General features: G+C 27.7%; 11 protein-coding genes. All 11 read right to left on the bottom strand.

What is annotated here, in order from left to right:
• Positions 1-900: 900 nt before the first annotated feature.
• The 11 genes from KQI77_RS11410 to KQI77_RS11360 all read right to left on the bottom strand — a co-directional run bounded on the left by KQI77_RS11410 (position 901) and on the right by KQI77_RS11360 (position 13,849).
• The gene (locus KQI77_RS11410; protein ID WP_216390552.1) at positions 901-3,156 is read right to left on the bottom strand and encodes an ABC transporter permease; all 2,256 of its coding nucleotides are present in this window, start codon (positions 3,154-3,156) and stop codon (positions 901-903) included.
• 12 nt (positions 3,157-3,168) lie between these two features.
• Positions 3,169-3,867 (bottom strand): ABC transporter ATP-binding protein, encoded by a 699-nt coding sequence (locus KQI77_RS11405; protein WP_216390551.1) that lies wholly within the window; start codon positions 3,865-3,867, stop codon positions 3,169-3,171.
• Between the two features lie 396 nt (positions 3,868-4,263).
• The gene (locus KQI77_RS13225; RefSeq protein ID WP_216390550.1) at positions 4,264-5,736 is read right to left on the bottom strand and encodes a methyl-accepting chemotaxis protein; all 1,473 of its coding nucleotides are present in this window, start codon (positions 5,734-5,736) and stop codon (positions 4,264-4,266) included.
• Positions 5,737-5,843: 107 nt separating this feature from the next.
• Positions 5,844-8,036 (bottom strand): DNA topoisomerase III, encoded by a 2,193-nt coding sequence (locus tag KQI77_RS11395; RefSeq protein ID WP_216390549.1) that lies wholly within the window; start codon positions 8,034-8,036, stop codon positions 5,844-5,846.
• Positions 8,037-8,212: 176 nt separating this feature from the next.
• Positions 8,213-8,398 (bottom strand): hypothetical protein, encoded by a 186-nt coding sequence (locus KQI77_RS11390; RefSeq protein WP_216390548.1) that lies wholly within the window; start codon positions 8,396-8,398, stop codon positions 8,213-8,215.
• 252 nt (positions 8,399-8,650) lie between these two features.
• Complete coding sequence (locus KQI77_RS11385; protein WP_216390547.1) at positions 8,651-9,328, bottom strand: TIGR00266 family protein; 678 nt, start codon at positions 9,326-9,328, stop codon at positions 8,651-8,653.
• 104 nt (positions 9,329-9,432) lie between these two features.
• Positions 9,433-11,337 carry an ABC-F family ATP-binding cassette domain-containing protein gene (locus tag KQI77_RS11380; protein ID WP_216390546.1) on the bottom strand — a complete coding sequence of 635 codons (1,905 nt, stop codon included), beginning with the start codon at positions 11,335-11,337 and terminating at the stop codon, positions 9,433-9,435.
• A gap of 22 nt (positions 11,338-11,359) precedes the next feature.
• Positions 11,360-12,190 carry a deoxyribonuclease IV gene (locus KQI77_RS11375; protein WP_216390545.1) on the bottom strand — a complete coding sequence of 277 codons (831 nt, stop codon included), beginning with the start codon at positions 12,188-12,190 and terminating at the stop codon, positions 11,360-11,362.
• Positions 12,183-12,617, bottom strand: coding sequence for a hypothetical protein (locus tag KQI77_RS11370; RefSeq protein WP_216390544.1), 435 nt, complete (start codon positions 12,615-12,617; stop codon positions 12,183-12,185). Before KQI77_RS11370 ends, KQI77_RS11375 begins: the two co-directional genes overlap by 8 nt.
• A gap of 78 nt (positions 12,618-12,695) precedes the next feature.
• Positions 12,696-13,076: a hypothetical protein gene (locus tag KQI77_RS11365; RefSeq protein WP_216390543.1), complete on the bottom strand. Its 381-nt coding sequence runs from the start codon at positions 13,074-13,076 to the stop codon at positions 12,696-12,698.
• A gap of 17 nt (positions 13,077-13,093) precedes the next feature.
• Positions 13,094-13,849, bottom strand: a complete 756-nt coding sequence (locus tag KQI77_RS11360; protein WP_216390542.1) for an exodeoxyribonuclease III — start codon at positions 13,847-13,849, stop codon at positions 13,094-13,096.
• Positions 13,850-14,079 lie beyond the last annotated feature (230 nt).

Genomic DNA, 14,079 nt, shown 5'->3' with positions numbered 1-14,079 from the left:
TTTGATTTTACAAAGCGTTTGCTCAATTTTATTCATACTTACCTCTAATTTCTCACAGTATTTTATTTATTATAGACATTATTAATTCTTCTCTAGCAAAAATGCTTTGTTCCATCAAATCACTTCTATGTTAAATATTTAAGCGTTATTTTTTTAGTATATCTATATTTTCAATAAGTATCTTATGTATTCTGCATTTCTACATAAACAATTATTGACTATATTTTTTGATTACTTATCTTTTCAGTTAATTAATATCAAATTATTGATTTAAGTAAATATTGATAATGAAAAATCCAATGTTATTTGATAATGCTAATATTATGATTTTCTTTTTTAGTATCAATATTATTGCTTTGAATAAATATTGATAATTAAAATATAATAGCATTAGTTCAGTAACCGATTGTTCCATATTACTCATACTAATCTTTAATTCTTCATGGTTATATTATTCTGTATCTACCTATAATTCTAACCATAACAATAATGGTTACTTCCACTAATCATATTATATTTTAATTATTTAAGCGTTATGGTGATTTTTAATATATCTATATTGTCTGCAAATATCTTAAGTCTTCAGTAATTCTTACTTAAAAAAATTATTGAATATATTTTTTAGATTACTTATTTTTCAGTTATTAATATCAAATTATTGATTTAAGTAAATTATTTATAATAGAATTTAGTATTTCTTATAATAAAAAAGTAAAGATCCCGTTAAAAATACTATACTGTCTGAGCTTTAGCGAGTTTATAGTATTTAGGGATCTTTACTCTTTTTTATTATATTAGTAAATACTTAATGATATTATATTATTTACTTAGAACATATAATATTGATATTAATTATTGTCAAATATAAGTTATCTAACAATAATACCTTAATTTTTTCATTTATTCTCTGTTTTTTAACGCTTCTTCCATTGGAATCTTATTAATTTTTCTAACTTGTCTTAAATTAATTACTATATAACATATTATACCTATTACAAAAGTCTTTACATAAGTTATTGTATCTATATACATAGTAAACCAACCAGTCATACTCTTCATTATCTCTTTAAACAATACACTTAGTAACCATTCTGATATTGGAATGCTTATTATAAGTGATACTATAACAACAATAGTAGTAGCATGTAAATAAAAACTACTTACTTCCCTATCATTAAATCCAAACACCTTAACCATAGATATGCTATTTGAATTTTTCTCTATAACAACCTTAGTTAACAAATACATAAGTACAATATATAATATTCCACATACAACTGTAAACATATCAAACATGCTACCCATTGATGAAGTTAATTGTTCACATAAGTTAGTCATATCTGATAACTTTATTATGGAAGCTATATATACTTCATCTATATCTTTTATTTTACTATCTGATAAATATCCATTAAAATAATCTTTATCATGATTGAAGCACTTATTAAAATCATCTATATTCATAAATATGGCCATACTTGCTGGATAATCATATGTTCCTAGGACCTTAAACTTATACTTTTTATCATTATAAGAATCCTTAAGCTCTATATTATCTCCTACTTGCACTCCGTATTTCTTTAATATACCATCACATATATATACACCATTAGAATTATCATCAAAATCTAAATTAACATATTTAGAATCATTTTGAAGTCCATATACAGATACACTTTCATCAGAAGAATATACCTTTTTGTTCAATTCAACAGAATATGTTGCAAATTTCTCTGCATCCTTATTTTCAGTTTCTACCTGAGTTTTTAATATATATTGATATTTACTTATAAGGCTATCCTTTATTGCATCTTTAGTCTTATCAATTGTTGTTGGCATCATCAAACAGAATAATAAAAGGAATGTTGCAAATAGAATACCTACAAATAAAACAATATAATTAGACATATTTTGTATTATTACTCTTAATCTAAATCTAGTTTTAAATTTGAAATTAGGTAACTTTAATGCCTTTTTATTTTTTTTCTTGCTCAAATCATGTCTTAAAAATTTAAGTGGTGAAATGGCCAATTTATGCGAAAGTGCCACAATATTAATTACTATCATTATAACTATAGGAACAATTGTTGTTAATACAAATGCTTCTGCATTCCATACTGTTTTATAGGTTGGAAATGAATAGCTTCCATAATATAAGTCAGCCATTAGACCTTTAAATAAAGAATATCCTAATATATTACCTATAACTGCTGCTATAAGAGAAACTACAATAGGTAGCTTACAATAATGTCTAACTAATTCCCATCTTGAATATCCAGAAGATAAAAGAGTTCCTATTACTACTGATTCTGAGTCTATTGTATTAATTATTGTAACTGCAAATATAAATGCCATTATAAGTATAAGAATATACAATAACCATATCGTCATGCTCTTATCTTTTCCTATATCGTCCCCTGCAAAATGTATACTTTGATTGTTTTCTTCTAATGTATAACTTGTAACAATAGTATTGCTACTTAATATCTTAACTATATCTTTACTTTTTTCTCTTTTTTCTTTATCTGTTAAATGTTTATCATTAAATTTGTATGAGTAGCTATAATGAATTTCTTTTTGATTTAAATCTTTAAATCCTTCATCAGTAACTATTGCTACACCAAAATTCTTTGAATCAAACATTATATCTGAGTTTTTCTTAAATGCTGCAGTATAGTTAGATAATGCAACATAACCTGTTACTTTAAAATTTTTATTGTTTATTTTAATAGTATCTCCAACATCAATGTTATTTCCAACTGCATATAAACGATCTAATGCTATTTCATTATCCTTATGCGGTTTCTTTCCTTTTAATACAGATACCTTATTAACCTTTGTTGGAACTTTATATATACGTAAAGCTGTATCTTTTAACGCATCTTCCTCAACATAATAATTCTCATATAGAGTTATATCTTCAGCTTCTAATGTATCTATAAGAGTATCTTCAGCTTTAAATGGAATTTCAAAATTACAATCTTCTATATTATATTTCTTAAAACTATCCTTAAATGCTATCTGCATACTAGTATTAGCAACTAAATAACCTGATATAAGTCCTATAGTTAATGTCAAAAACATAAATATTACAAAATATCTACCAAAGTTATGTTTCATATCCCTTGGCAATCTCTTATTTAACGGATTTTTCATTTCTTCACCTACTTACCATTCTAAATCACTAGCAGCTACTTTAGTTTCATTCTCATAGCTCTTTGTTATATTTCCATCTTTAAGTTTCATAACTTTATCTGCCATAAGCTTTATAGCATCATTATGTGTAACTATTATTATAGTATTTTTATATTTTTTATTTACATCTTCAATTAGTTTAAGTATTTCTTTTGAAGTTTTGTAATCTAATGCTCCAGTAGGTTCATCGCATAATATAAGTTTAGGATTCTTTATTAATGCTCTTCCTATAGCACAACGTTGTTGTTGTCCTCCTGATAGTTGATTAGGATACTTATCCTTATGATCCCATAATCCTAATGTTTTAAGTAGTTCATCTATATCTAATGGATTCTTAGATAAATATTCACACACTTCTATATTTTCTTTTACAGTTAAATTAGGAATTAAATTATAAAATTGAAATACAAATCCCAAATTATTTCTTCTATAATTTGATAAATTCTTTTTGCTCATGACAGCTATATCTTCATTACCAATAACAACAGATCCTTCATCAACTGTATCTATTCCACCTATGACATTTAATAATGTTGATTTACCAGAACCACTTGGTCCTAATAAAACTACTATTTGCCCATCGTCTATAGTGAAATTAAGTCCCTTTAAAACTTCATTTCTGTTTTCTCCTTCACCATAATATTTCTTTAAATTTTTTACCTCTAAAAACAATTTGCTTCCCCCTTTTTTGTAATTGAAATTCATTATCAATTATTTTTTATTACAAGTTTATCATATAATTACCTATATTACAAATTAACATACGTAATTAATGTGATATCTCTGTGAAAGGTCGCAGATAACATCCGTTTCCTTCACAACCAATATTCTTTCATATGAATAAGTGTTCATATATAGTGTATTACTATTTCCCTTATTTGTCAATACTAATTGCTAAAACAAAGATTAAACTATATCAACACAGTTATGGAAAAGAACTTATAGTATTTAATATCTATATATTAATTCTATGGTTACAGTGCTTTTTCATAGATTTGAATTAAATATAATTATCTATACACTAAAAAGAGTGCCACTACTAAAGTGACACTCTTTTTGGTAATCAAATTAAACTAAATTCTTCATATTATCTGCAATATCATAAAGTTTATTTAATATTTCATTAACATGTTGTAATGCTTCTATAGAATCACCACTTTGTTTCAATCCTTCATTAGATGAATCATATATATCCTGACCATTATTAGATAATTCTGTCAAGCTAGCAGCAACTTCCTCATTAGATTTAACTATACTAGATACAATAAGGACCATAGAATCAACAATATTATATAAATTATCTACATTACTATTTATTCCAGCAAATTTATCACCTGCAACACCTATCATATCATTTTGCATATTAATTAGTTCTGAAGCACCCATAATAGAGTCACCAACATTCTTAACATCAACAGTTAAATTATGAATTATATTAGTTATCTCATTAGTAGCTTCAACAGTTTGCTCTGATAGATTACGTATTTCATCTGCAACAACTGAGAATCCTCTTCCTGCTTCTCCTGCTCTAGCAGCTTCTATAGAAGCATTTAATGCTAATAGGTTTGTTTGATTAGATATACTTAATATAGTACTTATGATATTTTCAACCTTTGATATACTATTAAGTAAATTATCAGCAGAATTTTTACTCTCTTCACTTGCTGATTTAACTTCTGATGCTTGACCTTGAAGCTTTTCTATAATCTTTGCACCATCATCTATAATTTCTTTTGTTGCTTTAGAAGTTTCTTTAATGTTATCTACTTCTGTTTTAGTTTCTTCCATATTCTCTTGAATATTTTTAGTCATCTCGGCTTGATTTTGTATAGCTTCCATATTCTTATCAGAAATATCAACTATGCTTTTCATACTTGTATTATTAGTTTCTACACATTCGTTAAGCTTTTGTGCCAATTCTCTTGTTAACTTAAAGTTTTCTACAAGTTCCTCTGCCATATTAAGAACTTCACTTGATACTTCTTTTTCTTTTTCTGCTTTTTCTTGTATATCTTCTAGATTCTTTTTATTAAATTCAGTTAATAAAAATCCTATTTTATTAGCTGCATAACATGTAATTAAAACTATTAAAATTTGAACTACAACCATAGCTCCATTTTCATTATTAATATATCCTCTTACACCTCTAGATATAACATTAACAACATTACTTAAAAATAATATCCATGTTCCTTTTTTTATGAAACTTCTATTCATATATATAAGAACAACATAAACTATTGGAAATGAATATATATATACATAATCTAATCTATTGCATAGCATTACTGTACAATAAAATATTGCCATCCATATTATGCCTGCTTCTGCAAACTTTTCTGGATCTAATTTTTTATGACTTACTAATATTGCAATTATAGCTATAATTGCCATAACTAATTGAATATCTATACTTATTAAATTTTCTTTAAATAGCACTGCTAGAAGCAATGTAAGAAACACAAAAAAGACTGTTGCAATTTCTATTTTGTAAGCCACTTTATTTTTTTCTTTTATTTCCTGTATTCTTATATCTTCCATATTGAATTCCTCCAAACACACCAAATTCTTTTTCTACAGTGTTTATCGGATTTTTTTTTGTGATTTTTATATATTAGGTTATTAATTTTATATTAATAGAATTTGAACTATTTATCTTTAAAACTCATTTTTCCTAAAAGTGATGCAAAAGGATTATCCTCTATAGCTATCTTCTCTGCTTCCTTCTGCATCTTCTTCATATAATTGTTAACTTCCTTTTTATTAATTTTACCTTTTTTATCAAACCTTTTTTCAAAAACAGATGCTTTTTCTCTAAAATTACAAGTATCTCCGATACATACATAAATCTTTCCTTCACCTTGTCCTCTAACTTCTAACTTCTTATGACACTCAGGGCATCTAGCATTAGTAAGTCTTGCAAGATTTTCTCTATAACCACATTCTCTATCTTGACACACTAGCATTCTTCCATTTTTACCTTTTACCTCAAGTAAATACTTACCACAATTAGGACACTTCTTACCTGTTTGATTATCATGATGGAATTTTGCACTTCCATTCTTTACATCTTCTACAAGCTTAGTTGCATATTCCTTCATTTCTTCTATATATTTTTTACTATTTGTTTTTCCTTTTGCTATATCATCAAGCTGACTTTCCCATTTTGCTGTTAGTAATGGTGACTTTAAGTCCTTAGGTACAAGTTCTATAAGCTGTATTCCCTTTGAAGTTGGATAAATATCCTTACCTTTTTTCTCTATTACAAAAGAATTAAATAATTTCTCTATTATATCAGCCCTTGTTGCAACTGTTCCAAGTCCACCTGTTTCATTTAAAGTTTTAGCAGCTTCTTTTCCTACATTTATATACTTATGAGGGTTTTCCATTGCTGATAGAAGAGTTGCTTCATTAAATCTCGCTGGTGGAGTTGTTTGCTTTCTAACTTTATCTACTGAATTTATCTTTATTTTTTCTCCTTTATTAAGGCTTGGTAATTCTTGAGTATTTTCTTCTTCATCAATAGCTGTAAACTTTTCATATAACTTTTTCCATCCCTTATCTTTAGTCACATTTCCTTTAGCTATGAATGTTTCTCCGTTTACCTTTACTTTAACTTTCGTTTGTTCATATATATAAGGTGGCATCATTACACTTAAAAATCTTTTTACAACCAAATCATAAATATGCTTTTCTTCCAAGCTAAGATTTGCCAAATTTCCTTTTTCCTCCGTAGGAATTATCGCATGGTGATCTGAAACCTTACTATTATCTACATAATTTTTATTTCCTTTAATAGTGGACTTAAGAAGCATATCTGCATAAATTCTATATTCTCCAAATGCTACTGCTTTTAGCCTATCTGGAATTGTTGCTACTATATCTGTTGTAATATATCTTGAGTCTGTTCTTGGATATGTTAATACTTTATGATTTTCATATAATCTTTGCATTATATTTAACGTTTGTTTAGCTGAATACCCCCATATTTTGTTGGCATCTCTTTGAAGCTCAGTTAAATCATATAATGCTTTTGAATAAACCTTTTTATCAGATTTGTTTATTTCTATTACTTCGCCTTCACTTCCTTTAACCTTTGCCAATATCTTATTTGCAAAATCTTCATCATATATTAAACCATTATTCTTATCATTTATCCAATTTAAAGTAAATCCATTAGCCTTTGCTGAAAGATTATAATAATATACTGGCTTAAAATTCTTAATTTCTTCTTCTTTATTTACTATCATAGCAAGAGTTGGTGATTGTACTCTCCCTGCACTAAGCTGAGCATTATACTTACAAGTTAATGCTCTAGTTACATTAAGTCCAACTAACCAATCTGCCTCTGCTCTTGCAACTGCGGCTCTATAAAGGTTATCGTATTCTTTTGCATCTTTTAAATTATTAAATCCGTCAATTATTGCTTTATTAGTCTGAGATGATATCCATAATCTCTTAAGAGGTTTTTTTACTCCAGCTTTATCTATAATCCATCTTGCAACTAATTCTCCTTCACGACCAGCATCAGTTGCAATAACTATTTCATTTATATCTTGTCTTAACATTTGTTTTTTTACTTCATTATATTGTTTAGAAGTTTTCTTAAGCACTGTAAGCTTCATATACTTAGGTAACATAGGAAGTGTATCCATACTCCATGTCTTATACTTTTCTCCATATCCTTCCGGATCCATAAGCCCTACTAAATGCCCTAATGCCCATGTTATGACATATTTATCTCCTTCTATATACGCACCTTTATTTATATTACATTTTAGAACCTTTGCAATATCTCTACCAACTGATGGTTTTTCTGCTATAACTAATGTCTTACTCATATTTATTTCCTTCCTAAAAATCAATTTTTACTCATATTTTTCCACGAATATATATTTTTTGATTTGTTTTCAGATTTTTATTGTATTTCTAGCTTTTTTATGTTAAAATTAGACAACGAAGAAATGACTAGTTCAATTGAAACCATTACTCACCAAATGTTTTGAATTAGTCTTTTCTATTTTTTTTCGCGAATTTTTACTATAAGACTTTTATCTATATATTCAGATTTAGAGAATCCTTTCCTAAAATATCTAATTTGCTTGTATTCCACTCCATTCATTTCAAAATCTAATATATCTATTCTATCTCCTTTAAATATTATAGGATCTTTTTTTCCTTTTAATGTTATATATAATTCCATAAATCTTCTCCATTACTTTAATTATTTTTAGTTTATGCACCTTTAAAAGATTGTTATCATACACTTTCTTTTTAATTATCCCATAAATACTTATATATTTCTATTACTTTAATATAATTTAAGTATTTAGCACTTTTAAAAAATATTTTTTATCTATCATAATAAACAAAAAAATCGACTGTTCCATAATGGCCTTGTCGATTTTTTACGTTAAATATTAATTTATAACTTATATAATAACCTTATTATAATCTATTTTGTAATTGGTAAATATGGTGCTAATGATGATGCTACAGAATTAATAGGCATAGTTTGAAGATATATCTTACCTGGTCCTGTAACTACTGTATTGAAGATTCCTTCGCCACCTAACAACTTGTTTTTTATTCCTTTTACTGTTTGTATATTTATACTACAAGTACTCTCCATAGCAGCTAAATATCCTGTATCTATTATCATATTTTCTCCTTGAGCAAGCTCATACTCCATAATATGTCCATCAAATTCTACAAAAGCTATTCCATTCCCTGATAACTTCTGCATTATGAATCCTTCACCGCCAAATAATCCACTTCCAAATTTTTTCTGAAAAAACACTGATAATTCAACACCTGTTTCACTTGCTAAAAATCCAGACTTCTGTACTATCATCTCTCTATCTGGTGTTATCTCAAAAGCTTTGATCACTCCAGGAAAACTTGATGCAAATGTTATCATACCTTCTGCTCCTACTGCAGTATATTTATTCTGAAACATTGCTTCTCCAGAAAACATCCTACCAAAAGCTTTGCCAACACTCCCTCCAACAGTCTCCATAGACATATTAGGACTCATCCAACACATCGAACCTTTTTCTGTTATAAGTGTTTCACCATCCTCAATATAACATGTAACTGCTGGAAATGGTTCTCCTTTTATCTCATACTTCAACCCAATCCCCTCCTACAAATAATTATATTTTACTTATGTGAACATTTCAATTATAAACATGTTTCTATACTTTTAATTATTTGTAACAAAGTTTATATAATGTATTATTTAGATTTATATTCCTGTATTTGTCTTGCTTTATCTTCAAGATATTCAAGTCTTTCATATTTATATAATAATTCTTCTTCTGCTTGTTCTTTTTCATCAACTAATTCTTGAAGTTTTGAATAACTTGAAGAGTTTTCTTCCATTAGTTTCTCTAATTCTTCTATCTTTAATTCTAGATTCTCTATCTCAGACCCTATAAGTTCATATTCCTTTGTCTCCTTAAAAGTAAACTTAGGTTTATCTTCTCTTTGTCTTTTTTGAACAACTTTCTTTTCTTTTACTTGATTACTTTCATTCTGTATAGACTCTATTTCTTTAGATATAAGAAAATCACTATAATTACCATGATATACTTTAACCAGTCCATTTCCTTCATAAGAAAATATCTTGTTACATATTCTATCTAAAAAGTATCTATCATGTGAAACTACAACAACTACTCCTGCATAAGAATCTAAAAATTCTTCTAATATGTTAAGTGTATTAATATCTAAATCATTAGTAGGCTCATCCAATAACAATACATTAGGCGATTCCATAAGAATTCTTAAAAGATATAATCTTCTTTTCTCTCCTCCTGATAACTTTTCTATCTTGGTATATTGCATAGTGCCATCAAATAAAAATCTTTCACACAATGTTGAAGCTGTTATCTTAGTTCCATCTGCCACTTCTATATATTCACCACCTTCTCTTACATAATCGATGGCTTTCATATTGTTGTCCATTTCATCATCTGTTTGTGCAAAACAACCTACTTTTACAGTTTCGCCAATAGTAATAACTCCACTATCAGGCTGTATAAGACCTCTTAATAGATTAATCAATGTAGTTTTTCCTGCACCATTTTTACCTACTATACCTATTCTATCAGTTCTAGTAAATATATAATTAAAATCTTGTATTATCTTCTTATCTCCAAATGACTTAGACAAATTATCTATCTCTATAATCTTCTTACCTAATCTACTACCTATAAAATTAATCTCTATATCCTCAGGTGGCTTAATATATTCTCTATTAACTAATTCATCAAATCTCTGAAGTCTTGCTTTTTGTTTAGTGGTTCTAGCTTTAGCACCTCTTTTAACCCACTTTAGTTCGGTTTTGATTAAAGAATTTAATTTCTTCTGTTCACTTTCTTCCCTCTCCATTCTCTCCATCTTCTTCTCTAAGAATCTAGTGTAATTACCATCATAAACATATAGATTACCTCTATCTAATTCTATTGTTCTATTAGATACTCTATCTAAGAAATATCTATCGTGAGTAATCATAAGCAATGCACCTTTTCGAGAATTAAGATATTCTTCTAACCATTCTATAGAATCAGCATCTAAATGGTTAGTAGGCTCATCTAAAATAAGTAAATCACTAGGTGTAATAAGTGCCTGAGCTAAAGCAACTCTCTTTCGTTGTCCACCCGATAATACTTTTATTTTGTCATTATAATTGTTTATTCCAAGCTTTGACAATATACTTTTTGCTTCACTTTCTAAAGACCATAAATTTAAATCATCTATTTCGCTTTGAAGCTTTAATAATTTCTCATTAAGCTTATCATCACTACTTATAGATATTTTCTCTAATAATTCTTCATATGACATAAGAAGTCTCATCTCTCTAGAATCTCCAACAAATATTTCTTCAAGAACTGTCTTTTCTTCATTAAAATCTTGCTTCTGAGACAGATATGCTATCCTTACATTTTTACCCTTTGTTACAGTTCCATCAAAAAATTCATCTTTGCCTGCAACAATTTTTAATAATGTAGACTTACCTGCTCCATTAATTCCTATTATACCTATCTTATCGCCTTCATTTATACCTAAAGATACATCCTTAAGTAATACCTTTTCACTATAACTTTTACTTACATTTTCAACTGTTACTAAATTCATAAAAAAATTATTTTCCTCCACATTATTTATATTTTTCTCTAAGCAGTGCTATCTCTCTTCCATGTCCTTCTAATTCATTAGGTGTTTCTAAAAAGATTGGTAGATCTCTTAATCTAGGATTATTAATAATATTAACTATTGCATCTAATCCTATATATCCTTCTCCTATAGTTTCATGCCTATCCTTATGACTATTATAAGGATTTTTACTATCATTTAAGTGAATAGCCTTTAGTTTATCTAATCCTATAATCCTATCGAATTCATCTAAAACATCATCTAGATGATTAACTATATCATATCCTGCATCGTACACATGGCATGTATCTAAACACACTCCAAGATGAGATTTTAACTCCACACCTTCTATTATAGATTTAATTTCTTCAAAACTTCTTCCTATTTCTGTTCCTTTACCAGCCATTGTTTCAAGTAGCACTGTAGTTGTTTGACTTTCTTCTAAAGATTTATTAAGTGCCTCTATTATATAGTTTATTCCAATTTCTACACCTTGCTTAACATGTGATCCTGGATGAAAGTTATATAAATTACCAGGAAGATACTCCATTCTTCTAAGATCATCCTTAATCATATCAACTGCAAAACTTCTTGTTTTTTCATCCTTAGATGCTGCATTAAGGGTATAAGGTGCATGTGCTAATATCTTTGCAAAATTATTATCTTTCATTAATTGCAATAATTTATCTATATCCTTTTCATCTATATCCTTCGCCTTGCCACCTCTTGGATTTCTTGTAAAGAATTGAAATGTATTAGCATTTATAGATAATGCTTCTTTCCCCATATTATAATATCCTTTTGTTGTTGATAAATGACATCCTATCTTAAACATCCTTCTTCTCCTCGTGCTCTATAATATTATTTAATGATATTCTCTTAAATGCTATTTCTTTAGATATAGATGCTTCTTCTATATTAAGATTTATCTTATATATATGGGGGCATCCTTCTTCTCTCCACTTCTTCATATATGTAGCTGCAGCAGAAGTTCTATAATAATACTTCTCATCATAATCATCAGAAAATTCTAAATAAAACAATATAGATCTCTTATCTACCTTAATATCTTCTTTAGGTATATTCCTAAAAATAGGCTCAAAAAATCTAATAGGTACAATATAACAGTCCTTTTCTTTGCCTTTTTTACTTTCAATTAGAGCTCTCTTTAAAAATCTATATTTTTCTATATCAGAATTTTTTATGTATAATTTAAATATAGGCTCTTCTTTTTTATTTTTCTCTAGTTTTATTCTTACCATTATATATTCCTTCTATTCTAATACTTTTCTCATATTTAAATTCTATACAACTTCCTATAGAGTAAAAATCAGTCAATTTTAATTAATTGACTGATTTCTTTCTTCTGTAACTTGCGGTCTTCTTCTATGTTCTGTTTTTTTACAATGTCTATTTCTCCTACCTTCTTGGATTACTCGCTCAACTCTAAGGCTATCCCATCCTAAAGCTATAAAAAATATAAATGCACAAATAACTGTTACTACAATAAGCTTTTTATCAAAGAAACCATCTATCGATAAAGTTTCACATAATGCATAAAGCTCTACAAGACCTAATGTTATCAATCCAAATAAATGTAATGGTATGTAACCTCTTTTTCCTCTCTCTGCTATTGAAAAGAATAAGCTAAGCAATTCAATCCCCCAAAAAACTCCTAATACAATGCACATAGCTATTCCAATCACGGAAAAATTCTCCATAAGTTTATCTCAACTCCTTATTCTATAGTTAATTCTACAGGACAATGATCTGATCCTAATACTTCTGTATGAATCTTTGCCCCTATCAATCTATCTTCTAAACTCCTTGAAGTTAAAAAATAATCAATTCTCCATCCTGCATTTTTCTCTCTAGCCTTAAATCTATAAGACCACCATGAATATACACCTTCTACATCCTTATTAAAATATCTAAACGTATCTATAAAACCTGAATCTAATAATTCTGTCATCTTATTTCTCTCTTCTATAGTAAAACCAGCGTTTTTGGTGTTAGTTTTAGGATTCTTAAGGTCTATTTCAGTATGTGCTACATTTAAATCTCCACATACAATAATAGGCTTATTCTCTTCTAATTTCTTAAGATATGCTCTAAAATCATCTTCCCATACCATTCTATATTCAAGTCTTTCAAGTTCACTCTTAGAATTAGGTGTATATACTGTTATAACATAATAATCTTCATATTCTAATGTAATTATTCTGCCTTCTTTGTCATGCTCTTCTATCCCCATGCCATATGTAACTGATATAGGTTTCTTCTTAGTAAATATTGCCGTACCAGAATAACCTTTCTTTTCTGCTTGATTCCAATATTGATAGTAGCCTTCAAGTTCTAATTCTACTTGACCTACTTGACACTTTGTTTCTTGAATGCAAAAAATGTCTGCATCTTCCTTCTTAAAATAATCTAAAAAGCCTTTAGTAATTGCTGCTCTAATACCATTCACATTCCATGAAATCATTTTCGTCATACGCTATATTCCTCCATTATAATTTAGCTTTTCATAGTAAATTATATCATAGTAATTTACAAAGTAGAAGAATAAAAATAACTACAAACAATATATAATCTCCTAAAGAGTAAAAGAAAAAATTAAGTTAGCATTAAAAATGTTGTATTATATAAGCTTTTGTGAGCTTACAACATTTGGCTAACTTAATTTTTTAATATTTAGAAATTCTTAATGATATTGTTTAATTT

Source organism: Clostridium sp. MSJ-8 (genome assembly GCF_018918325.1).
Taxonomy (GTDB): domain Bacteria; phylum Bacillota; class Clostridia; order Clostridiales; family Clostridiaceae; genus Clostridium.
Note: the sequence above shows the minus strand (reverse complement) of the source record. Positions and strands in the feature narration are given on the sequence as shown.

Bases quoted from the DNA above. Each gene is read 5' to 3' on its own strand.
- KQI77_RS11410 (WP_216390552.1), bottom strand. From the start codon at position 3,156: ATGAAAAATCCGTTAAATAAGAGATTGCCAAGGGATATGAAACATAAC.
- KQI77_RS13225 (WP_216390550.1), bottom strand. From the start codon at position 5,736: ATGGAAGATATAAGAATACAGGAAATAAAAGAAAAAAATAAAGTGGCT.
- KQI77_RS11395 (WP_216390549.1), bottom strand. From the start codon at position 8,036: ATGAGTAAGACATTAGTTATAGCAGAAAAACCATCAGTTGGTAGAGAT.
- KQI77_RS11390 (WP_216390548.1), bottom strand. From the start codon at position 8,398: ATGGAATTATATATAACATTAAAAGGAAAAAAAGATCCTATAATATTT.
- KQI77_RS11380 (WP_216390546.1), bottom strand. From the start codon at position 11,337: ATGAATTTAGTAACAGTTGAAAATGTAAGTAAAAGTTATAGTGAAAAG.
- KQI77_RS11375 (WP_216390545.1), bottom strand. From the start codon at position 12,190: ATGTTTAAGATAGGATGTCATTTATCAACAACAAAAGGATATTATAAT.
- KQI77_RS11370 (WP_216390544.1), bottom strand. From the start codon at position 12,617: ATGGTAAGAATAAAACTAGAGAAAAATAAAAAAGAAGAGCCTATATTT.
- KQI77_RS11365 (WP_216390543.1), bottom strand. From the start codon at position 13,076: ATGGAGAATTTTTCCGTGATTGGAATAGCTATGTGCATTGTATTAGGA.
- KQI77_RS11360 (WP_216390542.1), bottom strand. From the start codon at position 13,849: ATGACGAAAATGATTTCATGGAATGTGAATGGTATTAGAGCAGCAATT.